This is a genomic window from Hydrogenovibrio sp. SC-1 (assembly GCF_002848135.1).
Lineage (GTDB): Bacteria > Pseudomonadota > Gammaproteobacteria > Thiomicrospirales > Thiomicrospiraceae > Hydrogenovibrio.
Map to the genome: position 1 here is coordinate 1 of NZ_PKGB01000019.1, position 26,136 is coordinate 26,136.

Consider the following 26,136-nt stretch of genomic DNA (forward strand, 5'->3'; position numbering starts at 1 on the left):
TTTTCCCAAATAAAGAGAATCTTTCTTTGGCCAAAAGGGCGGATGTAGTGTTTACCTTCAAGTAAAACACTATCCTTCAAAACATTTCTAATTGTTTTAGGGTTATATTTAATGCGTTCTGCAAGTTCGTCAGTAGTAAGGTAAGTGTGTTTCATGATAATATCCTCATCTTAAAAAAATAATATAAATAAAGTTGTGTTTTATATGCATAACTTTATTTAAAATGAATTTTATATGCGATAAATGCTATTGTCAATGTATTTAGATAAGAAAATGTGAATAAAGTTTATTTAGAATGTATTTGGCGGTCTAGGCGTTTGAAATTGGAGACAATATGATAAATACAAACTTACATTTATTAATGGCGGAGAAACGCTTGAAGGTAATTGATGTTGCAAGAGAGCTAGGCATTCACCGAAATACAATTGATTTGTTGTATAAGGGTGAAGCTAAGAGGGTTGACCTTGAAGTACTGAATAAGTTGTGTAATTTGCTGCAATGTACGCCAAATGATATTTTGGTATATAAAAAAGATTAACCCATTTGGCTGGATTAGTCTTATGGTCAAAATTTTTAAATACTGAAGATATTGGGCACAAAGTGGGCACCATTTGGGCACAGTCAAATTAAAGGTGAAAAACTTGTCAAGTTTCTTTATAATGCGCATCGTCCAAATGCCTTTAATCATAAGGTGTTTAAAGAATACTTATCAAAATGCCTCCTTAGCTCAGTTGGTTAGAGCACCCGACTCATAATCGGTAGGTCCTGTGTTCAAGTCACAGAGGAGGCACCATTATTTCTTAATACAATTCAATATATTAGTTAGTTTTAGTCTGAAGAATTTATTTCTTTGCAAGCTCAAAACCCCTTTTTAGTTCCCCTATGTGTTGAGTAAACCTGATAATCAAACCTTCTGATAAGATAATATCTATCTGATTAACTATAGACTGCTAAGATTTTGACCTTAAAATAACCAGGCCTGTTCGTTTTGAGAATATTTTAGTCTCGATTATTGGGGACAGGATTTTTATAGCTGTTTTTGAGTGGCTGCGACTTTATTTATGAATGAACTTTGGGAGGCGATTCGGTTGTGTCGTTAAAATTTAAACTGATTATGGTTTTGATGGCGTTTGGTGTCACGATGCTGGTGGCAACGTTGTTGAGCGGCCAATATTTATTGAACCATACAATGGTTAAATATATTGATAGGGCGGATGAGTATCGTTTGGATCGTTTGAAAAACAATCTCGAAGTTTATATGGATGAAGTTGGGTTATTTGATACCGAGTGGGTATCCGAGGATGTTTGGCAAAGGCTTTTGACGGTTTCTTATCGTATAGATTTAACGCACACATATATTCCAATGAATATCCTCTTGAAAAGAGAGTATCCCCAGTTGTTAAGATTTCATCCTGATGAATTTGAAACAAGAGTGAGTTTGTTAAATAGAGATGGAAAAGTGATTCGGGGTGATGGACTGGGTTCTAATGAAATGATGTCTGAGATTGTTGTTGACGGTGATATTGCTGGTTGGGTGGCTTACCCTCATCATCAGTCTTTGACGGAACAGGCTGATATTGAGTTTACTGAGCAACAATCTACATTCTTTACTTGGGGCGCTGTTTTATTAACTTTCGTCATTGTTGTGTTATTACTGATATTTGTGAATCACTTTATGAAACCGATCCGCCAATTGACGCAAGGAATGCGTCAATTATCACAAGGAAAGTTTTCGACACGTTTGTCAATTTATCGCCAGGATGAGTTCGGTCAGTTGCAAAAAGACTTTAATCATTTGGCTGCCTGTTTGGAGAAAAGTCGTCATAGCCGAAATCAGTGGATTGCTGATATTTCGCATGAGTTACGCACGCCTTTAACCATCTTGCATGGTAGCTTGGAGGCGATTGAGGATGGTATTCGGCCTGCCAGTATTGAGAATCTGCATAAGATTCATGAAGAGGTCATGTTATTGAGCCGGCTAGTTGAGGATTTTTATCAGGTGGCATTAAATGATATTGGTGGTTTGAGTTATAAAATGCAGATATTAGATTTTCAGCAGCTGGTATCGAAATCAGTGGCGTCTATTGAGGGGGTTGCGCAGGAAAAAGGCTTGTTACTTTGTTATGACGTGAAAGAGGGAGACTATCGAATTAACGGTGATGAAGCCCGGCTCGGGCAGATGATTACCAATTTGCTGATTAACAGTTTGTCTTATACCGATGCGTATACGCATGCAGATGAAGCTGGACGGATTGAGGTGTTGCTTTATAATCAGTCTGGCAATGTGGTTTTAGAAATTAATGACTCTGAGCCTGGGGTTGCTGAAGATGAGTTGAGTCAGCTTTTTGAGCGTTTATATCGTACAGAAATGTCTCGCAATAGACGTCACGGCGGAGCGGGTTTAGGCTTGTCAATCGTGCGTCAAATTGTTGAGGCGCATTCTGGCAAAATTACAGCACATTCTTCACGCTTGGGCGGATTGAGCTTGGTGATTGAGTTACCCCTTTGAAATGAGAGCAAAATGGAATGTCTTATAAAATTTTAATCGTTGAAGATGAAGAGAAGATTGCTGAAATCCTAAAAGATTATTTACATAACTGTGATTTTGAGACAGTTTGGATGCAATCGGGTATTGGGGTGGTCGATTGGGTAAAAGAGAATAGTGTTGATCTAGTGATGTTGGATATTATGCTACCTGGAGTCGACGGCTTGCAATTGTGCCAACAGATTCGTAATTTTAGCCAAGTGCCGATTATGTTGTTAACGGCAAAAGTTGAAGAAGCAGATCGAATTTTAGGGTTGGAGCAGGGCGCAGATGATTATCTTTGTAAGCCATTTAGTCCGAAGGAAATGGTGGCGCGTGTTAAAGCATTATTGCGTCGTAGCACAGCACTGAAAGAGCAGGCAAAAGGGTGGCAGTTGGATGCAGCTCGTTATAAGGTGATCTATGAAGGCCGTAGTGCCCAGCTTTCAATGGTCGAATTTGCCATTTTAAAACTGTTGAGCAGTTCTCCTGGGCAGGTTTATTCGCGAAACCAACTTATCCGTCAAATTTATCCTGATAACCGTATTGTTTCTGATAGGACGATTGATAGTCATATCAAGAAATTGCGGCATAAATTGGCGGATGAGCTGTCCTCTAAGGAATTTATCTATTCAGTGTATGGGGTGGGTTACAAATTTGAAGTGCCTGAGTAACATATATTAACTTTGCGTAATTTTTTTTAATTTAGGGTTGTACTTAACGATATTTTCGTTATAATTAATCTATCTTAATTTGATAAAGCTAAATTCGTCGCGAGGCGAAGACAGAAAGCCACGGATCTCTATGAGATGGCCGGGTTACCTTATTAACGACCTTAACATTCGTTTTTATTGTACATTTTTGTTTTTCGATTCTTTAGATCTTATTTCTAGGTCGTATTTACTTTATTGAGTTTAGTCCTTGTTCAGAGTGCAACCGTTTTCTTCTTCCCTTTTCTGACGAGGGAACCACACAAGAAGAAAACTTTTAGGGCTTCAATAATGGAGCCCTTTTTTTTTCTGGCAAAATGGATTTTATCTCCCAATGTATGGGGTGATTGAAGGTGTTTGGCAGGTGAATATCGAGTATAATGCCTCCAAAAATAGCCAGGCCTGGCTATTTCTAATCAATTTCGACTAAAAAGGCACGGATATGTCGCTTCAGCTGGAAACCAATCGAAGACGCACCTTTGCAATCATTTCACACCCAGATGCGGGTAAAACCACCGTAACTGAGAAGTTGCTTCTTTACGGCGGAGCCATACAGATGGCGGGTGCGGTTAAAAGCCGAAAAACCGACCGTTCAGCCACGTCTGATTGGATGAAAATGGAGCAGGAGAGAGGTATCTCGGTTGCATCATCTGTTATGCAGTTCCCCTATAAAGACGTGATGATTAATTTATTGGATACGCCGGGGCATGAGGATTTCTCCGAGGATACCTATCGTACACTAACAGCGGTGGACTCAGCGTTAATGGTGATTGATGTCGCGAAAGGGGTTGAAGATCGTACCATTAAATTAATGGATGTTTGTCGTTTAAGAGATACCCCAATATTAACGTTTATCAATAAGTTGGACCGAGAAGGGAAGGAGCCGATCGAGTTATTGGATGAAGTAGAGTCAGTTTTGAATATTCTCTGCGCCCCAATTACTTGGCCGATTGGTATGGGTAAACGCTTTAAAGGCATTTATCATTTGTTAAACGATACGATTCGTTTATTTGAGTCAGCTGATGGATTAAATGCGTCCGAAGGCGAATTAATTCAAGGTATCGACAATCCTGAATTAGATCAAAAAATTGGATCCGCGATGGCTGATGAGTTGCGTGATGAAATTGAATTGGTCAAGGGTGCGAGTCATGCTTTTGATTTAGATGGATTTTTGAAAGGTGAGCTAACCCCTGTGTTTTTTGGTTCAGCGGTTAATAACTTTGGCTTGCAAGAGTTGTTGGATGGTTTTGCAAAATATGCGCCAGCCCCAGTGGGGAGAGAGGCTAAAGAACGGTTTGTTTCTGCAAACGAAGAAAAATTAACAGGGTTTGTATTTAAAATTCAAGCCAATATGGATCCAAAGCACCGTGATAGAGTTGCTTTTATGCGAATCGTATCGGGGCAGTATCAGAAGGGCATGAGTTTAAAACATGTCCGTATCGGAAAGGATGTCAAAATTTCGAAGGCCATTACTTTTTTAGCCAATCGAAGGGATCAGGCTGAACAAGCCTTTCCAGGCGATATTATTGGCTTGCATAATCATGGCACCATTAAGATTGGGGATACGTTTTCAGAAGATGAATCTCTAAAATTTATTGGTATTCCGAACTTTGCGCCAGAACTATTTCGTCGTGCACAATTGAAAGATCCAATGAAGATGAAAGCCTTGCAAAAAGGTCTGACGCAATTGTCAGAAGAAGGCGCAACCCAGTTGTTCCGGCCCGTTAGCAACAATGATTTGATTTTGGGTGCGGTAGGTGTTTTACAGTTTGAAGTGGTTGCTCAGCGCTTAAAGGATGAATATAACGTTAGTTGTTTCTTTGAGCCAGTTAATGTCAGTACAGCCAGATGGGTTATTGGTTCTTCGACTGAAATTGAGAAGTTCTTGGCTAAAGTTAAAGATAACGTGGCCTATGATGCAGCCGATCAATTGGTCTATATTGCGCCTACACGAGTCAACTTAACACTGACAGAAGAGAGGTGGCCGGATTTGCAGTTTGTAGCGATTCGGGAGCACTGATTTTGGAGCGGGTTAACCCTATGTTTTTAAGGGCTTTTGATTCTATTAGGAATTAATGGTAAAGTAAGAAGCTTATTATATAAAGAATCCTTATTTTTATGATAAAAACAATTTGGGTTCTTTGTCATCACTCAATCTAACAAGATAGGTATGCCATCAATATGAAACTTAAGCGCAGACAAGAAGATATTTTTCGGACACAAAAAAAGTCGGGTTCAAAGTTCTTGCTTGGCTTGATTGCTCTGTTGATTGGCGCCATCATCTATGTTTATATGGTTGACCCTAGCTTAATTAAGCTTTTATAAAGGCGAAGGTTATACCTTTAAAATAATGGTGGCGAGTCCTAAAAAGACAAAAAAGCCAAGAGAGTCTGTCACGGTTGTTAGCATTAGACCAGAAGCCAGTGCCGGGTCGATTTTCATCTTATTTAGAAACAACGGAATCATTGCTCCCGCCAGTGCTGCAGCCACTAAGTTGATTAGCATGGCAGCACCAAAAATTAGTCCCAGCGAACCATCCTGAAACCAGAATCCGGCCGCTAAACTGGTCATGATTGCCCATAGGATGCCATTAAGCACACCAACAGACGTTTCTTTGTAAATAAGCTTATAACTGTTTTTAGAACCTAACTTTCCGGTGGCAATGGCTCGGATCACAATCGTTGCCGTTTGAGTGCCGGCTATGCCTCCCATACTGGCGACAATGGGCATTAAAATCGCCAAAGCAACAATCTGTTGAATGGTCGCTTCAAAAAAACCAATGACAATCGATGCAAATATCGCGGTAAATAAGTTTATTCCCAACCAAAATGAGCGGCGCTTTGCGGATCGCAATGGCGGCGCGAACAAGTCTTCTTCATCATCAAGACCTGCGCTGAGCATTTGGCTTCGTTCAGCATCTTCACGAATAATATCAACGACGTCATCAATGGTGATACGACCTAACACATAGTTATTTTCATCAACTACCGCGATGGAAATGAGGTCATTCTTTTCAAAAATATGAGCGACTTCTTTATCCGTTGTCAGTGCTTTGATCGCAAACCGATTGGGGTCAACTAAGTTGGCGACCAACGTATCGGTATCATTCACCAATAGGTCGTTCAGCTTAATGGTTCCCTGATACTGCCCATCTCTATCTCTGACAATTAAGTCGACCATATCATTCGGGAGTGATCCGACTTTACGGAGCAACCGCATCACTACTTCAATGGTTACATCGGAACGAACTGCAATGAAGTCGGTACTCATCAATCCCCCTGCTGTGTCTTCAGGGTAAGAGAGTGCTGTTTCTACGGCTTCTCTATCTTGCTCTGGAAGTTGTTGCAGCATGCCTTCTTTATCCGATTCGGGTAGTGATTGGATAATGTCAGCAATATCATCTGTTTCGAGGGTTTCAGTGAGTTCAATAATTTCACTTTGATTAAGCAAGCTTAGTAAGTGTGAGCGAACTTCATCATTGGTATGACCGAGGATTTCACCCTGAGTTTCAGATGGGAGTTGCGCCCAAAGCGTATCACGCTCTTTTGGCGGGGTTGCTTCAAGGATTTCAGCAATTTCCTCTGCAACCAGACCTTGTAGTAATTCTTGAATATAGGGAGTGTTCTGTTCGCTGAGCGCGGTATAGAGCTGTTCTGTAATATGTAGTTTGTCTGATGAGGTATGAATTTGAGACATTGGCTACTCTTTAAATTGGGTTTAACAGAACACTGTATTCGACAGTATGCTTCAGCGTTTTTAGCTTAAACTGAAGAAATTGTATGTTATGCCGTTTCGGAAAGCTAGCGAAAAAAAAGGGCTAAAAAGCCCTTTGATTGAGAGAGGTTTTATGCCTCTTCTTCGGTGGTCATGTTTTTGACCCCACCAGATTTTTTGTGGTGACTACCAATTTTTTCTTTGTGTTTGATAATTTGACGATCAAGCTTGTCAACAAGACCATCAATGGAAGCATACATATCATCGCAAGAGTGCTCTGCAAATAGGTCTTTGCCAGATGCATGGACGGTTGCTTCAGCTTTTTGCTGTTGTTTTTCAACTGTCAAAATAACATGTGAGTTGGTCACATGGTCAAAATGGCGGGTTAGTTTTTGCATTTTTTCAGTGACGTATTCACGAAGAGGATCAGTCACTTCAATGTGGTGACCTGTAATATTGATTTGCATTTTATCGCTCCTTTATTTGATTTTCTCTGCGATGTTAGGAGAGTTTTTTTATCTGAAAGACCCAGAAGGGCTTTAATTGAAGTATAGCATATACCGGGTATTTCAGACGGGGATTTTACTTGAAATTATCACCCAAATAGACGCGTTTGACATCTGGGTTAGCCAATATCTCATTGGGTGCGCCCTGGGCAAGAATGGTTCCGGCATGTAAAATATAGGCTTGGTCACAAACCCCTAAAGTTTCTCTTACATTATGATCGGTGATGAGTACACCGATCCCTTTCATTTTTAAGTGAAGAATGATGCTCTGGATATCTTTAACGGAAATAGGATCCACTCCAGCAAAGGGTTCATCCAGTAGAATAAAGTTAGGCTCCATAGCGAGTGCACGGGCGATTTCAACACGGCGGCGTTCTCCGCCTGAGAGTGCTTGTCCAAGTTGTGTCGTAATGTGTGAAATTTGTAAGTCATCAACCAAGGCTTCATAATGCTGCCATTTCTTGGCTTCAGTCATGTCTTCGCGCATTTCTAAGATGGCAAGAATGTTTTGTTGTACAGTCAGTTTACGGAAGACGGAGGCCTCTTGAGGTAGGTAGCCAATTCCCATCTTAGCGCGCTGATCAATGGTTTTTTGACTGATTTCTACATCATCAAGAAAAATTTCGCCAGCATCATTGTTTACTAGACCCGTCATCATATAAAAGGTGGTCGTTTTGCCTGCGCCATTGGGACCAAGCAACCCAACGACTTGACCGCTTTCTACGTCAAGATTGACCGAGCTGACAACCGAGCGACGTTTATAACTTTTGGCTAAATTTCGAGCATAAAAATGAGCCATGGTTTAGGGGGCCTTTTGCGGATCAGGTTGGGGAGGGGTTGATGGAGTATCCGATTCTGATTCAGGTTGGAATGTAACCGTAATGCGTTTTTTGTCGGTTTTTGTCCCTTTTGCGGATAGAGTCTTATCCGTTAAGTTGTAGGTGATTTTAGGGCCAGAAATGCTGTTTTTGTCAGCTTGATTAATGTGTGCATCGCCTTCAAGGATAACGATTTTATCGACTGTGTAATAAGTGATTTGATCAGCTTGGCCATTTACCCAGGTTTGATCATCTTCATTGAATTTTTTAAAGGTCGCGGGGTTTCCAATAATAATGGCTTGATTGACTTGGCGCTCAGGATGCAAAATGGTGACTGTCTCGCCTTTAATTTCAGTCAGACCCTGAGTGATAATGACATTGCCTTGGTAAGTGCTTTCGCCAATATTGTCTTGGGCTAAAAGGCTATCCGCCTTAATTTCAATTGGCAGCTCTGTTTCTGTGGTCTGATTGGTGTCTGCATAGCCTTTCGTTAAGATGGCTGATAGCAAAAAGCTGATGACCAAAAAAGTAATGAAATGTTGAGATGAAAGGTTGGTCATTCGGTTTATTATGATTCCTAATTGTGGCGAGTCGAACTAGGCTGGTATCGAGTTTTGACGTCGGATAAAAATTCTATTGTACCTAAAGCATTGTCCGCTTTAAAGCCAGTGCCACTGATTGTTGTGTTTGCTTGTGTCATTTGAGTAAAAACTTGACTGGTGATTTGTTTAGACAGGGTATTATAAGAAATCTCATTCGAGGTTAAGGTTTTATTTTCTTTCGGGTTTGTTTTATCTCGAACAAAAACCCGGACATCACCATTGAATATCAAAACTTGATCATTGAGGCTTTTCCCTGTTTCACTGGTTAAGATGGTGCGGTTTTCAGTGCGGTCATCAATAATATAAGGCGCTTTAAAAAAACTCTGGCGAGACTTTTTATGGTATTGAATTTCATTAGCATAGACAGCGGTTTGTTGAGCCTGAGTCTGGAAGGTTGACGGGATTTGCCAACTGGTGGATTCGTACAGCTGCCAAGTTGGTTTGATTGCAATATCCTGGGCGTTTAAAGCTTCCTTCGCATTATCCTGCTGGGTCTGTTTAAAAGCAATGAGCAAGGTTGTAACGGATAACAAAAATAATAAAATGGCGGGCAATCTTTTTTTCATCAGATTATTCCTTGCGCAATCGGTTTAGCAGAGCAAGTGGTCACTTAAAGGCTATCTTAAATAAAAATCCATGTGGGATTGCCATCGATCTTGGGATTTTAAGATGAGTTCGCAGAGCTCTCGAACGCAGCCTTGCCCTCCATTAAAGCGGGAAACATAATCCACTCTTGGAATCACCTCACTATCAGCATCTTTAGGGCAGGCAGACAGGCCAACTCTTGTTAAAATTGGCAGGTCCAAAATGTCGTCGCCAATATAGGCAATATGCTTCATCTCTAAACCGAGTTCTTCGGCAAGCGCAAGGAAAGTCGGAAGCTTATCGGGTACGCCTTGATAGAGGTGCTTGACCTTTAAATCCTGCATACGCTTTTGGGTGAGTGGTGAGGTTCGGCCGGTAATAATTCCAATTTCAATGCCACTCTTTTGTAGCATCACCATGCCGTGTCCATCACGGGTATAGAAGGCTTTGTACTCTTGGCCGTCGTCGCCATAGATGAGCTTATTGTCGGTTAGTACACCATCAACATCTAAAATGAGTAATTGAATCTGTTGAGCTTTTTCAGTAATTTCTGCTTCAAATGACATAGGGAGTTAACCATTAATTGCGCGAAAATATAATAGTAACATGTAACCCACAAAACTGATTAATAAAAGGCTTCCCTCGGTTCGGGTTATGACGGCACGCCCCTTACGTGGAAGCGCAACTAAGAGCATAGCGAGCGTTAAGGCAAGCATAATAGGGTAATCAATGATAAGGGTGGTGGTTTCGATTAATGACGGCGCTATCAGCGCAGGCATTGATAGGACAGCCAATAAGTTAAAGAGGTTTGATCCGATGATATTACCAATCATAAGATCAGCTTCGCCCTTGCGAGCCGCGCTGATAGCTGCTGCTAGTTCTGGCAAGCTAGTGCCGATTGCAATAATGGTTAGACCAATAATCATTTCTGGGACTTCAAAAAAGTGCGCAATTTCAACCGCTCCCCAAACCATCATTTTGGCACTCATTATCAGAATGACCAGGCCTGTAAATAGGAGTAGCCAAGATTTTTTGAGTCCCATTTTGGGGTGCTCTTTTAATTCTTCAAGTGTTTCTTCGGACATAGGGTCTGTTGGGCAAACTGTGCGGTTGGCGTGAATCATCCACCCCATGACGAGAACCAGCAAAACAATGAGGATCATTCCATCAAGCGTATCTAAGTCATTGTCGAGCATGAGCAAGATGCCGATAACCGAGATGGCTAACAGAATCGGGAATTCTCGTTTTAGTAAAGAAGACTTAATGATAATTGGGGAGACAATGGCAGTTATTCCAAGGATAAGGCCGATGTTCGCAATATTGGAACCAACGACGTTTCCGATAGCTAAGCCAGGACTGTTGTTGAATGCAGCTAGGATGGCAACCAGCATTTCAGGCGCGGAGGTGCCAAAACCAAGTACGACGACACCAATAATAAGGGGGGCAATATTTAAATGTTGGGCAACACTGGCGGCACTGTCAATAAAAACGTCTGAACTCCAAACCAATAGTGCAAGACCCAAAAAAAGGGTGAATAGTGGTAAAATAACCGACAAAAACATAAACTGGGCGCCACCTTCAACATGTGCCATTTAAAAGAATGGTTCGTATTGTATATTTTTTTATAGATAAAATAAATATTGTTTATAAGTGGTCATTGAACTTGCTGTGGGTACATTGAACAGTTTTAGAGTGTATGGTGGTGTTATTGAAAGGTGGTTTGAGTGATTGAAAATTTGAGCATTGGTACGCGTAGTTGGACAAACCAGGCATGGCAGTCATTTTTTCCCGAAGATCTGCCAGTTGATTGGCAGTTGGATTACTACAGTCACTATTTTAATTGTGTGTTGGTACCTGAAACGCAATGGTTGGCGTGGACTGAGCAGCAACTAATCGATTTTGCTGAAGCGCTGGAAGGTGAGGGTTTTGAATTCTTTTTTGAGCTGAAAGCCTCTTTTGTTGAGCAAACTGGTAAACAGTTTACGGCGATTAAGTCCCATTTTCAATCAATGGCTGTAGGCATTTTAATGATTGATACAGCACAGTCGTTGCCAGATCAATTGAATGATTTTCATGTGACTTTATTTTCAGAAACAGAGTCACTGCCGGGTTGGCGCTGGCACTATAACGGTGAAGTTTGTTCAGGGTACCCACTGGGATATGTTTCAAACTTACCGGTAGAAGGCAAAATGCAATCCAGCTGTCTTCAATCCTTTATGGATTCACTGCCACCAGATTTGGAAAAAGCCCATTTTATTGTGGCAGATGAAGCGCTCGCCATTGAGTCGGTTCAAAACCTGAAGATAATTGCCGAAGTCATGGGGTTTTGAGTTAAAATCTGTTAAAATTCTTCGCCTAGTTTTGACTGGATTTACGCAAGTATGTAGGGGGTGTTTCACCTCACTCCAAGTCAGTTGACTTTATTTTTTGATAAGGAAAACCCGTTGACCGAACAAAACCTTAAGCCATTAATTGAAATTAAGAATCTTACCTTTTCGAGGGGAGAGCGGAAAATATTTGATGGTTTGAATTTATCGATTCCACAAGGACAAGTGACAGCCATTATGGGGCCGAGTGGAACTGGAAAAACGACTCTTTTGAAGTTGATAGCGGGGCAATTAAAGCCGGATAAGGGTGAGATTTGGGTTGCGGGTGAAAATATCCATAAATTAAGGCGGTCAAAACTGTATCAAATGCGTCGCAAAATGGGAATGCTTTTCCAAAGTGGCGCCTTGTTGACCGATTTAAATGTGTTTGATAACGTGGCCTTTCCTATTCGGGAGCACACGCAGCTACCTGAAGAATTGATTCGTCCTCTCGTGTTAATGAAGCTACAAGCCGTGGGCTTGAGGGGCGCAAAGGATTTAATGAGTTCCGAGTTGTCCGGAGGGATGGCAAGAAGGGTGGCGTTAGCCAGAGGGATAGCGCTCGATCCCGAAATGATTTTTTATGATGAGCCATTTGTTGGCCAGGATCCAATTACCATGGGGGTGCTGATTGAGCTTATTCGAAAACTAAATGATAATTTGAGCTTAACCAGCGTAGTGGTTTCTCATGATGTGGATGAGGTTTTGTCGATTGCGGATTATGCTTGCGTTTTGTCAGAAGGCAAGGTGGTCGCCGAAGGATCTGCCAAGTCATTAATGTCGTCTAGTTCGGATTATGTTCAGCAATTTTTAAAGGGTCTGCCAGATGGTCCAGTGCCTTACGACTATCCAACTGGGTCTTACCAACAGGATTTAATGAAATGAATGCGTTTACAAGTTTCTTAGCAAAGCTAGGCCAGAGCGCATTGGAGTTGATGAGTCAATTCGGTAGAGGAACTTTTTTTATTGGCTCATTGGTTCCTGCTGTACCCTTTGCGTTTCTAAGACTCGACTTATTGATTAAGCAAATGTATTTTGCCGGAGTTTTATCCTTGCCCATTATCTTAACCGCCGGGTTATTTGTCGGGATGGTGCTGAGCTTACAAGGTTATAACGTGCTGGTTGATTACAACTCAGAGGAAGCGGTCGGCACCATGACCGCTTTGTCTTTGTTACGAGAGTTAGGGCCAGTGGTCGCGGCATTATTGTTTGCGGGGCGTGCAGGATCGGCTTTAACAGCAGAAATTGGGTTAATGAAGTCAACTGAACAACTATCGGCCTTGGAGATGATGGCGGTAGATCCGTTGAAGTTTGTTTTTGCGCCTCGGTTTTGTGCCGCTATATTGATTTTGCCTATGTTGTCTCTCATGTTTATTGCAATGGGGATATTGGGTGGTTATTTGGTTGGTGTTGGCTGGTTAGGAATTGATGAAGGGGCTTTTTGGTCACAAATGCAACAAAGTGTGGATTGGCAAGATGATGTCATGAATGGCATTGTAAAATCCATTGCGTTTGCGATCTTGATCGCGATGATTTCCTTGTATCAAGGGTATGACGCGACGCCTACTTCAGAAGGTGTTAGTAGTGCCACTACCAAAACCGTGGTACATTCATCCTTAGGGGTTTTGGGGTTGGATTTTGTTCTGACAGCCTTAATGTTTAGTTAGAATTCAGATTGATCGTTGGGAATATAAAATGACTCGTCAAAAAATTGTAGAAGTATGGGTTGGGGCTTTTGTGTTATTTGCATTAGCGTCTTTAGTAGTCATTGCTTTAAAGGTGAGTAATTTTGAAGGCTTGACAGACAAGCCAACCTATAAAGTCAATGCGCTGTTCAGTAATATTGGTGGTTTGAAAGTGCGTGCGCCTGTTAAAATTAGTGGTGTCGTTGTTGGGCGCGTTGAAGCCATTACAGTGGATCCGATCACTTATCAAGCGCGGGTTGTGATGAACATTGATTCTGACTTTAATGAATTGCCGATTGATACGTCAGCATCCATTCTGACATCTGGGTTGTTGGGTGATCAGTATATAGGCCTGACTCCGGGTGCAGATGATCTCTATTTAACAGAGGGGTCGCAAATTGATTTGGTGCAACCCGCCTTGGTATTAGAAGAGCTAATTGGCCAGTTTATTACTAAGTTTGCAGATAGTGGAGAATAACTATGCTATTCAAAGGCCGACATTTTTTACAATCCTTTTTGATGATGTTGCTGTTTTATTCAGCGGTGTCGACAGCTAGCAACATCCCACAAGAAGACCCCAAGAAGTTAGTTCAAGAGCTATCTCAGACGGTAATTGACCAAATTGAACTGAACCGGCAAAAATTTGAGACCGACCCTGCGGCCATCAAGCAGTTTGCAGATGAGTATGTCTTACCTTATATCGATACCCCTAAAATGGCGCGTTATGTGATGGCTCAGTTTTGGCGGCAAGCTTCAGAGGCGCAACAGAATGCCTTTATTGACGCCTTTACAAATACCTTATTGCGCTCCTATTCAACCAGTATTTTAAAGTTGGATGTGACGAGTATGACCGTGTTAAATGCGATTGAAACGCACAAAGGGCGAGTATCGGTTACAACTGAGGTGACTCAGGATGATGGGAATGTCACCAAAGTGGTTTATCGATTGTATTTAAATGGTGATAACCAAAAATGGTTTCTTTACGATGTTTCCATTGAAGGCATCAGCATGTTATTAAATTATCGCAAGTCATATTCATCAGAGTTCCAAAAGAAAGGCATTGATGAAGTGATAGCATCATTGCAGCAAAAAAACAAACAGTCTCAAATTATTGTGAGTGGGGAATAGGTTTGTTAGTTGTCAATCCGTCAAAAGAGACAACCGCCATCGTTGAAGGCGAGTTATTAAAATTGTCTGGAATTATTGACATGGACTCGGTTGCCAGTCTCTATAAAAATGGGATTAAGGCGTTAGAACAACCGATTACTAAGGTTGACTGTCAGGCGATTACCTCCGGAGATTCGGCTTGTTTGGCATTGTTGCTGTTCTTACAGTCAAAGCTGGGTAGTCCCGTAGCATTGATTCGTTTACCGGCTTCACTCAAAGTATTGGTTGATTTATATTGTTTGTCAGACTTATTCACATTTCCTGAAGATTCTGAAATCTCAGCAGCCCATTGATTCCATGTTTTTCCATCTTGGCTTTGAAGAAAACGCCATTTGATATTATTTAAGGTTTAGATAACGTTATGCTTACTCCCGCAGTCTCTTTTCAGGCCGTTCACAAGCAATATGGTGACCTGTCGGCATTAAAGTCAATTTCATTTGATGTCAGGCCTGGTTGTTTTTTTGGACTATTGGGGCCCAATGGCGCTGGTAAGTCGACTTTGATTAATACCATGGCTGGGCTGGTTAAGCCCACTTCAGGTTCAATTCATGTTAACGGTCATGACGTGATTAAAGACTATCGTCAAGCCAGGCGAACGCTGGGCGTTGTGCCTCAAGAACTGATTTCAGATCCCTTTTTTTCCATTAAAGATTTATTAACCATTCAAGGTGGCTACTTTGGGTTAAAGGGGCCGGCGCAGTCAAAATGGATTGATGAGTTATTGGAGCGATTAGCGTTATCGGATAAGCGAGATGCTTTAACGCATGAATTATCGGGTGGAATGAAGCGCCGTGTGTTGATTGCAATGGCATTGGTGCATCAGCCACAGGTGTTGGTGTTAGATGAGCCAACGGCAGGTGTTGACGTCGATTTACGGAAAACCTTGTGGGAATTTACCAAGGATTTGCATAAAAAAGGCCATACCATTATTTTAACGACCCATTATTTAGAAGAGGCTGAAGCCTTGTGTGAAGAGGTGGCGATTCTTAAATCGGGCAACCTAAAAGCGTTGGAAACCACCTCTGAACTTATTTCTCGACATCGCTACCGTTATTTAAGGGTGACACCATCTTCTAGCCTGTTTGACGTCAACCAACTTCCTGAAGTATTGCGGGATCTTTATGTTGAACAGGATGCCAATGGCGTTTTGTTTAAGTTGGAAAAAGATATGCCTTTAAATCCCATGTTAGGATGGTTGGCAAATGCTGGGTTCGATGTACAAGATGTGACCAGTCGTAATGCCACGCTTGAAGAAGTGTTTTTAGATTTAACGGGTGAGGCGGAATAATGCAAATGAATTGGATTGGATGTTGGGCATTATTTATGAAAGAGGTGCGACGTTTTTATTCCGTCGCGGTGCAGACCATCTTTGCCCCCGTGGTCGCTTCTTTATTGTATTTATTGATTTTTGGTCAGGTGATTGAAGCGCGTATGGATGTTTATACGGGCTTAAGCTATAGTCAGTTTATTATTCCCGGTTTGGTGATGATGACGATTTTGCAGAATGCATTTTCGAATACGTCCTCCAGTTTGATTCAGTCCAAGATGCATGGCAACCTGACTTTTGTCATGCTTAGCCCGATTTCCCCCTTGGAGTTATATTTAGCCTTTGTCGGTGCATCCATTATTCGAGGCCTGGCGGTTGGTGTCGGTGTGCTGGTTGTAGGGATTCTTGGGTTTGACATTACATGGCAGTCGCCGATGTGGATTCTGTTGTTTGCGATACTCAGTGCAGCCATTATGGGTGGCGTTGGTATGCTGGCAGGGATTTTGGCGGATAAGTACGATCATTTGGCCGCGTTTCAAAATTTTATTATCATTCCGTTAACTTTTTTAAGCGGGGTCTTTTATTCGATTCATGCGTTGCCTGAATTTTGGCAGGTTTTTTCTCACTTTAATCCGTTCTTCTATATGGTAGACGGTTTTCGATTTGGATTTTTTAATCAATCTGATGTATCGGTGGGCTTTAGTTTAACGGTTACCCTGTTGTTCTTTGTGGTTGTTACCGCGATTAACCTGATTTTATTATACAAAGGCGTTAAAATACGCCATTAAATCCAATAGTAGAGTTTTATTATGTCGCCAGAAAAAATAAAAGCCAAGATTCAGGAACAGATCGAAGATGCTCAAGTCACTACCAGTGGTGAAGACTGTAACTTTGTCATTGAAGTGACCAGTTCCGCTTTTAAAGGGAAAAGCCCATTGCAATGTCACCGTATGGTTAACGATATTTTTAAAGCGGAATTTGAATCTGGAGAGCTGCATGCGCTTTCGATTAAAACCCGATTGCCTGAGTCGTCGCAATAATGGATAAATTAGTCATTGAGGGACCATGCCAACTGAATGGCGGGGTTCATATATCCGGGGCAAAGAATGCTGCGTTGCCGATTTTAATGGGGTGCCTGCTAGCCGAAACCCCAGTTACCTTATCGAATGTCCCGCATCTGAAGGACGTGACCACAACCATTCAATTATTGGCAACCATGGGCGTTGAGGTGATGTTTGATGAGTCGCTCAATATTGAAATTGATGCGTCAACCATCACCACGAAAGAAGCGCCTTATGAATTGGTGAAAACCATGCGTGCGTCGATTCTGGCAATGGGGCCTTTGCTGGCGAGATTTGGCGAGGCGCGGGTGTCTTTGCCGGGCGGTTGTGCTATTGGGTCTCGTCCTGTCAATATTCATATTACGGGTATGGAAATGATGGGTGCTGAGATTGAAGTTGAGCAAGGTTATATTATTGCCAAAGCCGACAAGCTAAAAGGCGCGGACATTACGATGGAACCGGTAACGGTAACTGGGACTGAAAACCTGTTGATGGCGGCGGTACTGGCAGAAGGCGAAACCATTTTAAGAAATTCGGCGATGGAACCGGAAGTGTCTGACTTGGCGAATTTTCTGAATGCAATGGGCGCTAAAATTACCGGCATTGGAACGGACACCTTAGTTATCGAGGGCGTAAAGCGATTAACTGGAGTGGATTATCGAGTGATTCCGGATCGTATTGAAGCGGGAACCTATCTCGCTGCGGGCGCGTTAACGGGCAGTCGGGTCACGGTCAAAAGTGTGATTCCAGAGCATTTAACTTCGGTATTAGACAAGTTTACCGAGGCAGGTGCACTCATTGAAACCACTGAAGACACCATTACACTCGATATGCGTGGCCGGAAATTGAAGCCTGTCAATCTTGTCACAGACCCTTATCCAGGCTTTCCAACCGATATGCAGGCACAGTTTGTGGTGATGAATTGTCTAGCTGAGGGCGAAGCAACCGTGGAAGAGACCATATTTGAGAATCGTTTTATGCACGTTTCCGAATTAACTCGAATGGGCGCGCAAATTGATGTAGAAGGCAATACGGCAACCACGCATGGCGTTGATAAATTGGTCGGTGCGCCTGTTATGGCCACTGATTTAAGAGCCTCCGCGAGTCTCATTTTGGCGGGATTGGTTGCCGAAGGTGAAACGGTCGTGAGCCGCATTTATCATATTGATCGCGGCTATGAATTGATCGAAGAAAAATTTCATAAATTGGGCGCACATATTTACCGAGCCAATTAAACTCAAAACAACTATTAGATGAAGATAGAATCATGACAGATCAACTGACCATTGCCTTATCAAAAGGGCGCATTTACCAAGATACTTTGCCTTTATTGGAGGCGGCAGGGATAGTGCCGTTAGAGGATCCGAGTAAGAGTCGAAAATTAATTATTGGCACCAATCATGATCATATTCGGTTGTTGATTGTCAGAGCGACCGATGCGCCAACTTATGTCGCTCATGGTGCTGCGGATCTTGGCGTCGCTGGTAAGGATGTTTTGATGGAAGCGCCATCGGATAATCTAAATGAATTGTTGGATCTGCAAATTGCTAAATGCAAGCTAATGGTGGCTGGGCCAAAGAATGCAAAACCGCATGGTCACCGCTTAAAAATAGCGACTAAATATATTCAGTCGGCAAAATCTTATTATGCCGAAAAAGGGGAGCAGGTTGACTTGGTCAAACTCTATGGTTCGATGGAAATTGCACCCTTGATTGATTTGGCTGATAAAATCGTTGACTTAGTGGATACCGGAAATACTTTAAGAGCGAATGGTTTAGTGCCAGAAGAGCATATCGCTGATATCAGTTCTCGGTTGATAGTCAATGAGCATGCTTACAAAACGAAATTTCATCAAATAAATGAAATTGTCGAAAAATTTAGACTGGCGATCTGACGGGAAGAGGAATAGATTGATGTTAAATATTACAAAAATTTCGGCCGATGCAGAAGGCTTTGACGCACAATTGGATCAATTACTCGCATGGGAAACGGTTTCAAATGAATCCGTGAATACCACAGTAAAAGAGATTTTAAAATCCGTTCGTGAGCAAGGGGATGCGGCTTTATTGGAGTATACGGCTAAGTTTGATCGTTTATCCATAACGGATGCGTCTCAATTAGAAATTCCACAAGCGGAACTGCAAGCTGCCTTGCAACGCATTCCTGCGGATCAGCGTAGTGGATTGGAGCTATCAGCTCAAAGAGTCAAGGCTTATCATGAACGCCAAATTTCTGAATCTTGGAGTTATGTTGAAGCCGATGGTACTATGCTTGGGCAGCAGGTTACCTGTCTGGATCGCGTAGGTCTTTATGTGCCTGGTGGAAAAGCCGCTTATCCTTCTTCTGTGGTGATGAACGCCATACCAGCTAAAGTGGCGGGTGTGCAAGAACTTATTATGGTCGTGCCGACGCCAGATGGCGAAGTCAATGATATGGTATTGGCTGCAGCGGCCATTTGTGAAGTGGATCGTGTTTTCACTTTAGGGGGCGCACAAGCCGTTGCCGCGTTGGCTTATGGAACTGAAACTGTGCCTGCTGTTGATAAAATCGTGGGGCCGGGGAATATTTTTGTTGCAACGGCTAAGCGGGAAGTGTTCGGCACAGTTGGTATCGATATGATTGCCGGACCATCAGAAATTTTAGTGTACTGTGATGGTCAGACTGACCCAGACTGGATTGCAATGGATTTATTCTCTCAGGCAGAGCATGATGAAGATGCGCAATCTATTTTAGTCACAGAAGATGAAGCTTTTGCCGATCAAGTGATTGAGAGCATGCAGCGTTTGGTCAAAACCATGCCTCGTTCAGAAATTATTACCAAAGCAATTAATGACCGCGGGGCTGTCATTGTTGTCAATAGTGAAGACCAGGCCATTGAAATGATAAATAAAATTGCGCCAGAGCATTTGGAGTTATCTGTCGCTGATCCTCAGGCCCTATTGCCAAAAATTCGTCATGCGGGTGCTATTTTTATGGGGCGTTATACGGCTGAAGCTATTGGGGACTATTGTGCCGGTCCTAACCATGTCTTGCCAACATCTCGTACGGCGCGTTTCTCATCTCCTTTGGGAGTGCATGACTTTCAGAAACGCTCAAGCTTGATCATGTGCTCAGCAGAAGGTGCTGATACCCTTGGAAAGGTTGCTGGAGTTTTAGCGGACGGAGAAGGGTTGCATGCACATGCGGCGTCAGCACGCTACCGAGTGAAGTCTTAATCGACCACTGAATAAAAAAAATGACCAGACCTGGTCATTTTTTTTTGCCTAAAGAATAGTGAGGAGAGATGAAGTGCAGATTGATCGCTTAATTCGATATTTGGATGAGTTCTTGCAGGTTTCCCAATTTCAGGACTATGCACCGAATGGGTTGCAGGTGTCGGGAACAGAACATATTCAAAAAATCGTGACAGGGGTAACGGCTTGTCAAAGCCTTATCGAGACCGCTATTGAAGAGAATGCCGATGCTATTCTCGTCCATCACGGTTTTTTTTGGAAAAATGAACCTTTGCCTATTGTTGGTATGAAGCAAAAACGGATTAAAAGTTTGTTGCAACATGATATTAATTTATTGGGCTATCATCTTCCACTGGATGCTCACCCTGAGCTAGGTAATAATGCCATGTTGGCTAAATTATGGGGGATTGAGGATATAACGCCAGAACCGGGACTGGTTCGCCTTGGACGATTGCAAACCCCAATGACGATTGATCACTTAATCGATCGGGTCACCGTCTCGTTAAACCGAGCGCCATTACACCTGCCTGGTGGGCCAGAAACCATTGAAACCATTGCTTGGTGCAGTGGTGGCGCTCAAAATAGCATTCAAACCGCAGTTGATTGGCAAGCTGACGTTTACATTAGCGGGGAAGTGTCAGAACAAACCACGCACCAAGCAAAGGAATGCGGAATTCACTATTTAGCGGCAGGCCATCATGCCACCGAAATGTTAGGGGTTAAGGCGCTGGGTGAACATTTGGTGCAACAATTTTCACTCGATGTGCAGTTTGTCGATGTTTTTAACCCAGTTTGAGGGTTTTATTACCCATTGAAATGAGACTGAAGTTGGCGGAAACATTTCATTAGCTTATTGATATTCAAGTGGTTATTTTTTACTTATAGCTGCTTATAAAATATTTTTTAAGGGACGGGAAAAAATATTGATGTTATCCGTATGAAGGCTTTGGTATGATGTTTAGCCTGAATTTACCAATTAAAATTGATACTGGTCAAATTGCTAAGGTAATCAGTGTTTACTTGATTAATTAGAAAAATAATATTTAGACAAAAGAGGAAGTCTCTATGTCGTCCAATGAGCAACAAGAAGTGAAAAATTTAACTCGCCGCAAAGTCCTCACTGCCGCTACGGGTGTGGTCGGTGCAGCGGGCGCAACATTTTTGGCCGTTCCGTTCGTTAGTTCGTGGCAGCCAAGTGAAAAAGCAAAAGCAGCAGGCGCACCTGTTGAAGCCGATTTAAGTCAGCTTCAACCTGGACAAATGCTAACAATTTCTTGGCGTGGTAAGCCAGTTTGGATCGTCAAACGTACCCCAAGAATGCTTGAACTATTACCTTCAATAAACGCAGATTTGCGTGACCCTATGTCTGAGGCTTCAGATCAGCCTGCATATTGTCAAAATGAATACCGTTCTACTCGGGAAGAAATTCTGGTCGTAATTGGGGTGTGTACTCATCTAGGTTGTGCACCATTATATCGTCCAGCAGAAAACTCCGCCGATATGGCTGAGGGTTGGAAAGGTGGTTTTTTCTGTCCTTGTCATGGGTCAACTTATGACTTAGCAGGACGTGTTTTCCAAGGCGTACCGGCACCGAAAAACCTGGAAGTCCCACCATATCGATATTTATCTGATTCGGTTATTCGTGTAGGCGAAGACCCAGAAGAAGGAGTGGCTTAATGCAATCTCAGGAAAATAAACCACAAAATTCATTGTTGGCTTGGATTGACGCACGTTACCCATTGGTGAGTACGTGGAATTTACATGTCGGCCAGTATTACGCACCTAAGAACTTTAACTTTTGGTACTTTTTTGGTTCATTAGCGCTATTGGTTTTAGTGAATCAAATCTTAACGGGTGTTTGGCTGACCATGAGCTTTAAGCCAAGTGCTGCAGAAGCTTTTAATTCTGTCGAGTACATCATGCGTGATGTTGAATGGGGGTGGCTAATTCGTTATCTACACTCAACTGGGGCATCGGCGTTCTTTATTGTCATTTATCTGCACATGATGCGTGGATTACTCTATGGCTCTTATAAGAACCCTCGAGAACTTATTTGGTTAATCGGGATGTTATTGTTCCTGGTGTTAATGGCTGAAGCCTTTATGGGCTACCTATTGCCTTGGGGTCAAATGTCATTCTGGGGGGCCCAGGTTATTATTTCCTTGTTTGGTGCCATTCCGGTGATAGGGCCAGATTTGGCAGTGTGGATTCGTGGGGATTTTGTTATCTCTGATGCCACTCTTAACCGTTTCTTTGCCTTGCATGTTATTGCTTTGCCATTGGTATTGATTATCTTAGTCTTTATGCACATTGTTGCACTTCACCAAGTCGGGTCGAATAACCCAGATGGTGTTGAGATTAAAAAATACAAAAATGACCAAGGGCTGCCGATTGATGGGATTCCATTCCACCCATATTATTCTGTTAAGGATTTATTTGGAACGTCGGTGTTTTTGTTCTTCTTTGCAATGGTGGTGTTCTATATGCCTGAGGGCGGTGGTTATTTCCTTGAAAAGCCTAACTTTGAGCCTGCTAACCCACTTAAAACACCTGATCATATCGCGCCTGTTTGGTATTTCACACCTTTCTATGCGGTATTGAGAGCGGTTCCTGATAAGTTATTAGGAGTCGTAGCAATGGGGGCCGCGATAGCCGTGTTGTTTACCTTGCCTTGGCTAGATCGTTGTAAGGTTAAGTCCATTCGCTACAGAGGGGCTTCTTATAAAGTATTGTTAGCCATGTTGGTCGTTAGCTTTGTTGTGTTAGGTTGGTTAGGAACACAACCTGCAACGCCTGAGTTGACCAAGTTAGCACGTATCTTTACTGCAACCTACTTCTTATTCTTTATTATTCTGCCATTTACTTCGGTAAGTGAAAGAACCAAACCTGTACCAGAGAGGGTTAGCTAAATGAAAAGAATCTTTTCGATCTTAACACTACTAATCGCACTTCCAGGGGTGGTTTTAGCGTCAGGTGGCAGTGCCATTCAATTGGAAAAAGCCAACAATAGTTTAGCGGATCAAGACTCATTGCAGCGCGGTGCGGTTTTGTTTTCAAACTACTGTATGGCATGTCATTCAACCAAATACATGCGCTATAACCGTATAGCACGTGATATTGGTTGGGATAATGAAACGGCTGTTTCTGAGATGGGTAAAAACGTTGTTAAGCCTGTTGATAATGTCATGACTCGTATGATGCCTGGCGTTGGTCAGCAAGTCCTAGGTAAAACACCACCTGATCTTTCTTTAATGGCTCGTTTAAAAGGAACGGATTATATCTATAGTTTCTTAAGAGGTTTTGAATTAGATGAGCATACTGGTGAGTGGGATAATAAGCTGCTGAAAGGGACATCTATGCCACATGTTCTAGAAAATATGCAGCGTCATTTTGAGCCTGAGGATTATATGCAGGCAACACGTGACATTGCAAACTACCTAGAGTATGTTGGTGAGCCAGCGAAGTTACAACGCTATGACTTAGGTTGGAAAGTGCTAGCCTTCTTATTAGTGTTGATTATTCTCAGTTATCTACTGAAAAAAGAATATTGGCGTGATGTGAAGCATTAATCGCAAATATTCCGTTTAGTTTAAAAGCCCGCTTTGCGGGCTTTTTTGTTGGAAGAGATCATGGCAAAGAAAAATAAAACCGCTTATGTTTGTACGGAGTGTGGTGCGGATTATGCTCAATGGCAAGGTCAATGTATGGCCTGTGGTGAGTGGAATACCTTAAAGGAATTTAAAGTGACCTCCGCTAAAAGCAGTCAGACACGCGGTACTGCTGCAGGATACAGTGGCGCTTCAGAAAAAGCTGTCTACTCAATTGCTGATGTATCGCTGGCTGAAGTGCCGAGAATCACATCCTGTCTGAGTGAGTTGGATAGGGTGTTGGGTGGAGGCATTGTTCCTGGATCGGTCGTGTTGATTGGAGGGGACCCTGGTGTTGGTAAGTCATCTTTGTTGCTGCAAATTTCCTGTTTACTCAGCCAGGCTCATTCCGTGTTGTATGTCACGGGGGAAGAGTCATTGCAGCAAGTCGCCATGCGTGCTAAGCGAATGGAGTTACCAGATGAAGCTTTACGATTGCTGACTGAAACGGATGTGGAGTCGATTGTGGTTGCGGCTGAAAAAGAGCAACCCAAAGTAATGATAATTGATTCGATTCAAACCATGCAATTAGCAGAAGTCACCAGTGCTGCAGGTGGGGTTTCGCAAGTTAGAGAATCCACTGCCTATTTAACCCGTTTTGCCAAGCAAAACAATGTCATGGTATTTTTGGTGGGCCATGTGACTAAGTCAGGTGAAGTGGCTGGTCCAAGAGTCTTAGAACATATTGTGGATTCGGTGCTGTTTTTGGAAGGGCAATCGGACAGTCGTTTTCGGACATTGAGAGCCATTAAAAATCGATTTGGTGCCGTTAATGAGCTAGGGGTGTTTGCCATGACCGACAAGGGCATGAAGCAAATCAAAAACCCATCCGCCATTTTCTTATCGCGAGCAGAAGAGCCGTCTCCGGGTTCAGTGGTGATGGTGCTTTGGGAAGGCTCCCGGCCTTTACTCGTCGAAATCCAAGCATTAGTCGATGAATCCCCTTATGGTGCGCCTAAGAGGGTGACGGTGGGTCTAGACTACAACCGAATGGCAATGTTGTTAGCCGTATTACATCGTCATGCAGGGGTGCAAGCCAATGACCAAGATGTCTATGTCAATGTCGTCGGTGGGGTTAAAGTGTCGGAGACCAGCGCTGATTTGGCGGTGTTATGTGCGGTTGTTTCTAGTTTGCGGAACAGGCTGCTGCCGCAAGATTTGATTGTCTTTGGTGAAGTTGGACTTTCAGGTGAAATTCGTCCGGTTTCCAGTGGTCAAGAGCGTATTTTTGAAGCCGCAAAGCATGGCTTTAAGCGCGCGATAGTGCCAATGGCAAATGTTCCAAAGGACGGCGTCTCTGGGATGGAGGTTCAAGGTGTTACCAGTCTGCAGCAGGCATTAAATCTGTTATGAGGCAATTGAGGTGATGTAGGCCATTTAATGGTGAAAACTTGACCAGGCCTGGTGGTTTTCGTCAGTGGCTAAGCAATTTGCTTGGCCTCTAGGACTAAACCTTTAAGTGTTGTTGCCAAGCCTTAAATAAGCTGGGTGTGGTGGCGGCAACGGCTGATCTTTTGGTAATTTCACTACAAAAAACCGCTTCGCCATCCAAGGTGGCACTTTGTCCACCCGCTTCTTCTAAAATTAGCCAACCTGCAGCATAATCCCAAATATTTTGCGCGCCGTGACAATACACTTGCCCCCGACCTGCGGCAACCCAGCACCAATCTAACGCAACCGAGCCAATACTTCTTTGAGATGCATAAGGTGCTTGTGCAATCAATTTTTGTGCAAGTGGCAGTTCAAGCCTTTTAAAATCGACAATGCCAATGCACTGCTTAAGACTGGTTTGCCAGCAGGATGCGACCAGTGGCTGATCGTTGAGTTCAGCGCCCAGTTCCTGTCGTGCGGCAAATAGCTCTTCGCGGACCGGATCATAAATTATGCCGGCAGCAACCTTGCCTTGGATAACCAGCGCCAGAGAGACACTGAAAAAGGGTATGCCGCTGGCAAAATTACTGGTACCGTCAACTGGGTCTAAAATCCAGCAACCTTTCGGCGATTGGAGAGCGTCCTTTTGAACTTGTTCTGAAGATTCTTCACCCAAAAAATCAAACTGAGGCCAGTGTTGCTGCAAAAATACTTGTGTGGCTTTCTGCATTTCAGTGTCGGCTTCAGTTAATAGACTGCCATCGGCTTTTCTTTCAGCGGAAATTTTTTCGAACCGAGAAAGCACTTCTTGTTTGGCAAGCTGGATAATACCTTGCTTTAAGGTCTGCCAGTGTTTTGAGTCGGCAAAAATTGACATACG

General features: G+C 42.8%; 29 protein-coding genes, 1 tRNA gene and 1 riboswitch. Of the genes, 22 read left to right on the forward strand and 8 right to left on the reverse strand.

Annotated features, from left to right (window positions below; all coding sequences use genetic code 11):
• Positions 1 to 334 precede the first annotated feature (334 nt).
• From CYQ88_RS09600 to CYQ88_RS09620, 5 genes are all read left to right on the forward strand, one after another.
• Complete coding sequence (locus CYQ88_RS09600) at positions 335 to 538, forward strand: helix-turn-helix transcriptional regulator (RefSeq protein ID WP_101841142.1); 204 nt, start codon at positions 335 to 337, stop codon at positions 536 to 538.
• Between the two features lie 178 nt (positions 539 to 716).
• Positions 717 to 793, forward strand: a tRNA-Ile gene (locus tag CYQ88_RS09605).
• Between the two features lie 297 nt (positions 794 to 1,090).
• Positions 1,091 to 2,509, forward strand: coding sequence for an ATP-binding protein (locus tag CYQ88_RS09610; RefSeq protein WP_233188861.1), 1,419 nt, complete (start codon positions 1,091 to 1,093; stop codon positions 2,507 to 2,509).
• Between the two features lie 17 nt (positions 2,510 to 2,526).
• Positions 2,527 to 3,198, forward strand: coding sequence for a response regulator (locus CYQ88_RS09615; protein ID WP_101841143.1), 672 nt, complete (start codon positions 2,527 to 2,529; stop codon positions 3,196 to 3,198).
• 77 nt (positions 3,199 to 3,275) lie between these two features.
• Positions 3,276 to 3,350: riboswitch (cyclic di-GMP riboswitch) on the forward strand.
• Positions 3,351 to 3,676: 326 nt separating this feature from the next.
• A complete protein-coding gene (locus tag CYQ88_RS09620) occupies positions 3,677 to 5,254 on the forward strand; it encodes a peptide chain release factor 3 (protein ID WP_101841144.1) in 1,578 nt (525 codons plus the stop codon).
• 314 nt (positions 5,255 to 5,568) lie between these two features.
• On the opposite strand, the gene mgtE is transcribed toward CYQ88_RS09620, so the two are convergent.
• The 7 genes from mgtE to CYQ88_RS09655 form a co-directional block, all read right to left on the reverse strand.
• Complete coding sequence (gene mgtE, locus CYQ88_RS09625; RefSeq protein WP_101841145.1) at positions 5,569 to 6,930, reverse strand: magnesium transporter; 1,362 nt, start codon at positions 6,928 to 6,930, stop codon at positions 5,569 to 5,571.
• 149 nt (positions 6,931 to 7,079) lie between these two features.
• Positions 7,080 to 7,415, reverse strand: a complete 336-nt coding sequence (gene hpf / locus CYQ88_RS09630) for a ribosome hibernation-promoting factor, HPF/YfiA family (protein ID WP_101841146.1) — start codon at positions 7,413 to 7,415, stop codon at positions 7,080 to 7,082.
• A gap of 115 nt (positions 7,416 to 7,530) precedes the next feature.
• Positions 7,531 to 8,253: an LPS export ABC transporter ATP-binding protein gene (gene lptB / locus CYQ88_RS09635; RefSeq protein WP_101841147.1), complete on the reverse strand. Its 723-nt coding sequence runs from the start codon at positions 8,251 to 8,253 to the stop codon at positions 7,531 to 7,533.
• A 3-nt stretch (positions 8,254 to 8,256) separates the two neighbouring features.
• Positions 8,257 to 8,832 (reverse strand): lipopolysaccharide transport periplasmic protein LptA, encoded by a 576-nt coding sequence (gene lptA / locus CYQ88_RS09640; RefSeq protein WP_101841148.1) that lies wholly within the window; start codon positions 8,830 to 8,832, stop codon positions 8,257 to 8,259.
• A 17-nt stretch (positions 8,833 to 8,849) separates the two neighbouring features.
• A complete protein-coding gene (gene lptC / locus CYQ88_RS09645) occupies positions 8,850 to 9,440 on the reverse strand; it encodes an LPS export ABC transporter periplasmic protein LptC (RefSeq protein WP_101841149.1) in 591 nt (196 codons plus the stop codon).
• A gap of 51 nt (positions 9,441 to 9,491) precedes the next feature.
• Entirely contained in the window at positions 9,492 to 10,025 is a 534-nt protein-coding gene (locus CYQ88_RS09650) for an HAD family hydrolase (RefSeq protein WP_101841150.1), read from the reverse strand.
• A gap of 6 nt (positions 10,026 to 10,031) precedes the next feature.
• Positions 10,032 to 11,051 carry a calcium/sodium antiporter gene (locus CYQ88_RS09655; protein WP_369827564.1) on the reverse strand — a complete coding sequence of 340 codons (1,020 nt, stop codon included), beginning with the start codon at positions 11,049 to 11,051 and terminating at the stop codon, positions 10,032 to 10,034.
• 132 nt (positions 11,052 to 11,183) lie between these two features.
• Between CYQ88_RS09655 and CYQ88_RS09660 the strand changes: the two genes are divergently transcribed.
• The 17 genes from CYQ88_RS09660 (at position 11,184) to radA (ending at position 25,238) form a co-directional block, all read left to right on the forward strand.
• The gene (locus CYQ88_RS09660; protein ID WP_101841151.1) at positions 11,184 to 11,789 is read left to right on the forward strand and encodes a hypothetical protein; all 606 of its coding nucleotides are present in this window, start codon (positions 11,184 to 11,186) and stop codon (positions 11,787 to 11,789) included.
• Positions 11,790 to 11,903: 114 nt separating this feature from the next.
• On the forward strand, positions 11,904 to 12,710 hold the full coding sequence (locus tag CYQ88_RS09665; RefSeq protein WP_101841177.1) for an ATP-binding cassette domain-containing protein: 807 nt from the start codon (positions 11,904 to 11,906) through the stop codon (positions 12,708 to 12,710).
• Complete coding sequence (gene mlaE, locus CYQ88_RS09670) at positions 12,707 to 13,492, forward strand: lipid asymmetry maintenance ABC transporter permease subunit MlaE (protein ID WP_101841152.1); 786 nt, start codon at positions 12,707 to 12,709, stop codon at positions 13,490 to 13,492. The genes CYQ88_RS09665 and mlaE overlap by 4 nt, the downstream gene beginning before the upstream one ends.
• A 28-nt stretch (positions 13,493 to 13,520) precedes the next feature.
• Positions 13,521 to 13,988 carry an outer membrane lipid asymmetry maintenance protein MlaD gene (gene mlaD / locus CYQ88_RS09675; protein ID WP_101841153.1) on the forward strand — a complete coding sequence of 156 codons (468 nt, stop codon included), beginning with the start codon at positions 13,521 to 13,523 and terminating at the stop codon, positions 13,986 to 13,988.
• 2 nt (positions 13,989 to 13,990) lie between these two features.
• Positions 13,991 to 14,638: a phospholipid-binding protein MlaC gene (locus CYQ88_RS09680; RefSeq protein ID WP_101841154.1), complete on the forward strand. Its 648-nt coding sequence runs from the start codon at positions 13,991 to 13,993 to the stop codon at positions 14,636 to 14,638.
• A gap of 2 nt (positions 14,639 to 14,640) precedes the next feature.
• Entirely contained in the window at positions 14,641 to 14,970 is a 330-nt protein-coding gene (locus CYQ88_RS09685) for a lipid asymmetry maintenance protein MlaB (RefSeq protein WP_101841155.1), read from the forward strand.
• A 68-nt stretch (positions 14,971 to 15,038) separates the two neighbouring features.
• The gene (locus CYQ88_RS09690; protein ID WP_101841156.1) at positions 15,039 to 15,965 is read left to right on the forward strand and encodes an ABC transporter ATP-binding protein; all 927 of its coding nucleotides are present in this window, start codon (positions 15,039 to 15,041) and stop codon (positions 15,963 to 15,965) included.
• Entirely contained in the window at positions 15,965 to 16,732 is a 768-nt protein-coding gene (locus tag CYQ88_RS09695) for an ABC transporter permease (protein ID WP_233188862.1), read from the forward strand. The genes CYQ88_RS09690 and CYQ88_RS09695 overlap by 1 nt, the downstream gene beginning before the upstream one ends.
• Before the next feature lie 21 nt (positions 16,733 to 16,753).
• On the forward strand, positions 16,754 to 16,984 hold the full coding sequence (locus CYQ88_RS09700) for a BolA family protein (protein ID WP_101841157.1): 231 nt from the start codon (positions 16,754 to 16,756) through the stop codon (positions 16,982 to 16,984).
• Positions 16,984 to 18,240: a UDP-N-acetylglucosamine 1-carboxyvinyltransferase gene (gene murA / locus CYQ88_RS09705; RefSeq protein WP_101841158.1), complete on the forward strand. Its 1,257-nt coding sequence runs from the start codon at positions 16,984 to 16,986 to the stop codon at positions 18,238 to 18,240. Before CYQ88_RS09700 ends, murA begins: the two co-directional genes overlap by 1 nt.
• A 32-nt stretch (positions 18,241 to 18,272) precedes the next feature.
• The gene (hisG, locus tag CYQ88_RS09710) at positions 18,273 to 18,899 is read left to right on the forward strand and encodes an ATP phosphoribosyltransferase (RefSeq protein ID WP_101841159.1); all 627 of its coding nucleotides are present in this window, start codon (positions 18,273 to 18,275) and stop codon (positions 18,897 to 18,899) included.
• A gap of 19 nt (positions 18,900 to 18,918) precedes the next feature.
• The gene (hisD, locus tag CYQ88_RS09715) at positions 18,919 to 20,220 is read left to right on the forward strand and encodes a histidinol dehydrogenase (protein WP_101841160.1); all 1,302 of its coding nucleotides are present in this window, start codon (positions 18,919 to 18,921) and stop codon (positions 20,218 to 20,220) included.
• Positions 20,221 to 20,293: 73 nt separating this feature from the next.
• Complete coding sequence (locus CYQ88_RS09720; protein ID WP_101841161.1) at positions 20,294 to 21,034, forward strand: Nif3-like dinuclear metal center hexameric protein; 741 nt, start codon at positions 20,294 to 20,296, stop codon at positions 21,032 to 21,034.
• A 269-nt stretch (positions 21,035 to 21,303) separates the two neighbouring features.
• Positions 21,304 to 21,915 (forward strand): ubiquinol-cytochrome c reductase iron-sulfur subunit, encoded by a 612-nt coding sequence (gene petA / locus CYQ88_RS09725; protein ID WP_101841162.1) that lies wholly within the window; start codon positions 21,304 to 21,306, stop codon positions 21,913 to 21,915.
• Positions 21,915 to 23,147, forward strand: coding sequence for a cytochrome bc complex cytochrome b subunit (locus CYQ88_RS09730; protein ID WP_101841163.1), 1,233 nt, complete (start codon positions 21,915 to 21,917; stop codon positions 23,145 to 23,147). The genes petA and CYQ88_RS09730 overlap by 1 nt, the downstream gene beginning before the upstream one ends.
• Complete coding sequence (locus CYQ88_RS09735; protein WP_101841164.1) at positions 23,148 to 23,807, forward strand: cytochrome c1; 660 nt, start codon at positions 23,148 to 23,150, stop codon at positions 23,805 to 23,807.
• A 60-nt stretch (positions 23,808 to 23,867) separates the two neighbouring features.
• Positions 23,868 to 25,238 (forward strand): DNA repair protein RadA, encoded by a 1,371-nt coding sequence (gene radA, locus CYQ88_RS09740; RefSeq protein ID WP_101841165.1) that lies wholly within the window; start codon positions 23,868 to 23,870, stop codon positions 25,236 to 25,238.
• Positions 25,239 to 25,332: 94 nt separating this feature from the next.
• Here the strand turns inward: radA and CYQ88_RS09745 are convergent, their stop codons facing one another.
• Positions 25,333 to 26,133 (reverse strand): inositol monophosphatase, encoded by an 801-nt coding sequence (locus CYQ88_RS09745; protein ID WP_101841166.1) that lies wholly within the window; start codon positions 26,131 to 26,133, stop codon positions 25,333 to 25,335.
• Positions 26,134 to 26,136 lie beyond the last annotated feature (3 nt).

Coding starts and splice junctions, on each gene's coding strand:
- CYQ88_RS09600 (WP_101841142.1), top strand. CDS start 335: ATGATAAATACAAACTTACATTTATTAATGGCGGAGAAACGCTTGAAG.
- CYQ88_RS09615 (WP_101841143.1), top strand. CDS start 2,527: ATGTCTTATAAAATTTTAATCGTTGAAGATGAAGAGAAGATTGCTGAA.
- CYQ88_RS09620 (WP_101841144.1), top strand. CDS start 3,677: ATGTCGCTTCAGCTGGAAACCAATCGAAGACGCACCTTTGCAATCATT.
- mgtE (WP_101841145.1), bottom strand. CDS start 6,930: ATGTCTCAAATTCATACCTCATCAGACAAACTACATATTACAGAACAG.
- hpf (WP_101841146.1), bottom strand. CDS start 7,415: ATGCAAATCAATATTACAGGTCACCACATTGAAGTGACTGATCCTCTT.
- lptB (WP_101841147.1), bottom strand. CDS start 8,253: ATGGCTCATTTTTATGCTCGAAATTTAGCCAAAAGTTATAAACGTCGC.
- lptA (WP_101841148.1), bottom strand. CDS start 8,832: ATGACCAACCTTTCATCTCAACATTTCATTACTTTTTTGGTCATCAGC.
- lptC (WP_101841149.1), bottom strand. CDS start 9,440: ATGAAAAAAAGATTGCCCGCCATTTTATTATTTTTGTTATCCGTTACA.
- CYQ88_RS09650 (WP_101841150.1), bottom strand. CDS start 10,025: ATGTCATTTGAAGCAGAAATTACTGAAAAAGCTCAACAGATTCAATTA.
- CYQ88_RS09655 (WP_369827564.1), bottom strand. CDS start 11,051: ATGGCACATGTTGAAGGTGGCGCCCAGTTTATGTTTTTGTCGGTTATT.
- mlaE (WP_101841152.1), top strand. CDS start 12,707: ATGAATGCGTTTACAAGTTTCTTAGCAAAGCTAGGCCAGAGCGCATTG.
- mlaD (WP_101841153.1), top strand. CDS start 13,521: ATGACTCGTCAAAAAATTGTAGAAGTATGGGTTGGGGCTTTTGTGTTA.
- CYQ88_RS09680 (WP_101841154.1), top strand. CDS start 13,991: ATGCTATTCAAAGGCCGACATTTTTTACAATCCTTTTTGATGATGTTG.
- CYQ88_RS09690 (WP_101841156.1), top strand. CDS start 15,039: ATGCTTACTCCCGCAGTCTCTTTTCAGGCCGTTCACAAGCAATATGGT.
- CYQ88_RS09695 (WP_233188862.1), top strand. CDS start 15,965: ATGCAAATGAATTGGATTGGATGTTGGGCATTATTTATGAAAGAGGTG.
- CYQ88_RS09700 (WP_101841157.1), top strand. CDS start 16,754: ATGTCGCCAGAAAAAATAAAAGCCAAGATTCAGGAACAGATCGAAGAT.
- murA (WP_101841158.1), top strand. CDS start 16,984: ATGGATAAATTAGTCATTGAGGGACCATGCCAACTGAATGGCGGGGTT.
- hisG (WP_101841159.1), top strand. CDS start 18,273: ATGACAGATCAACTGACCATTGCCTTATCAAAAGGGCGCATTTACCAA.
- hisD (WP_101841160.1), top strand. CDS start 18,919: ATGTTAAATATTACAAAAATTTCGGCCGATGCAGAAGGCTTTGACGCA.
- petA (WP_101841162.1), top strand. CDS start 21,304: ATGTCGTCCAATGAGCAACAAGAAGTGAAAAATTTAACTCGCCGCAAA.
- CYQ88_RS09730 (WP_101841163.1), top strand. CDS start 21,915: ATGCAATCTCAGGAAAATAAACCACAAAATTCATTGTTGGCTTGGATT.
- CYQ88_RS09735 (WP_101841164.1), top strand. CDS start 23,148: ATGAAAAGAATCTTTTCGATCTTAACACTACTAATCGCACTTCCAGGG.
- radA (WP_101841165.1), top strand. CDS start 23,868: ATGGCAAAGAAAAATAAAACCGCTTATGTTTGTACGGAGTGTGGTGCG.
- CYQ88_RS09745 (WP_101841166.1), bottom strand. CDS start 26,133: ATGTCAATTTTTGCCGACTCAAAACACTGGCAGACCTTAAAGCAAGGT.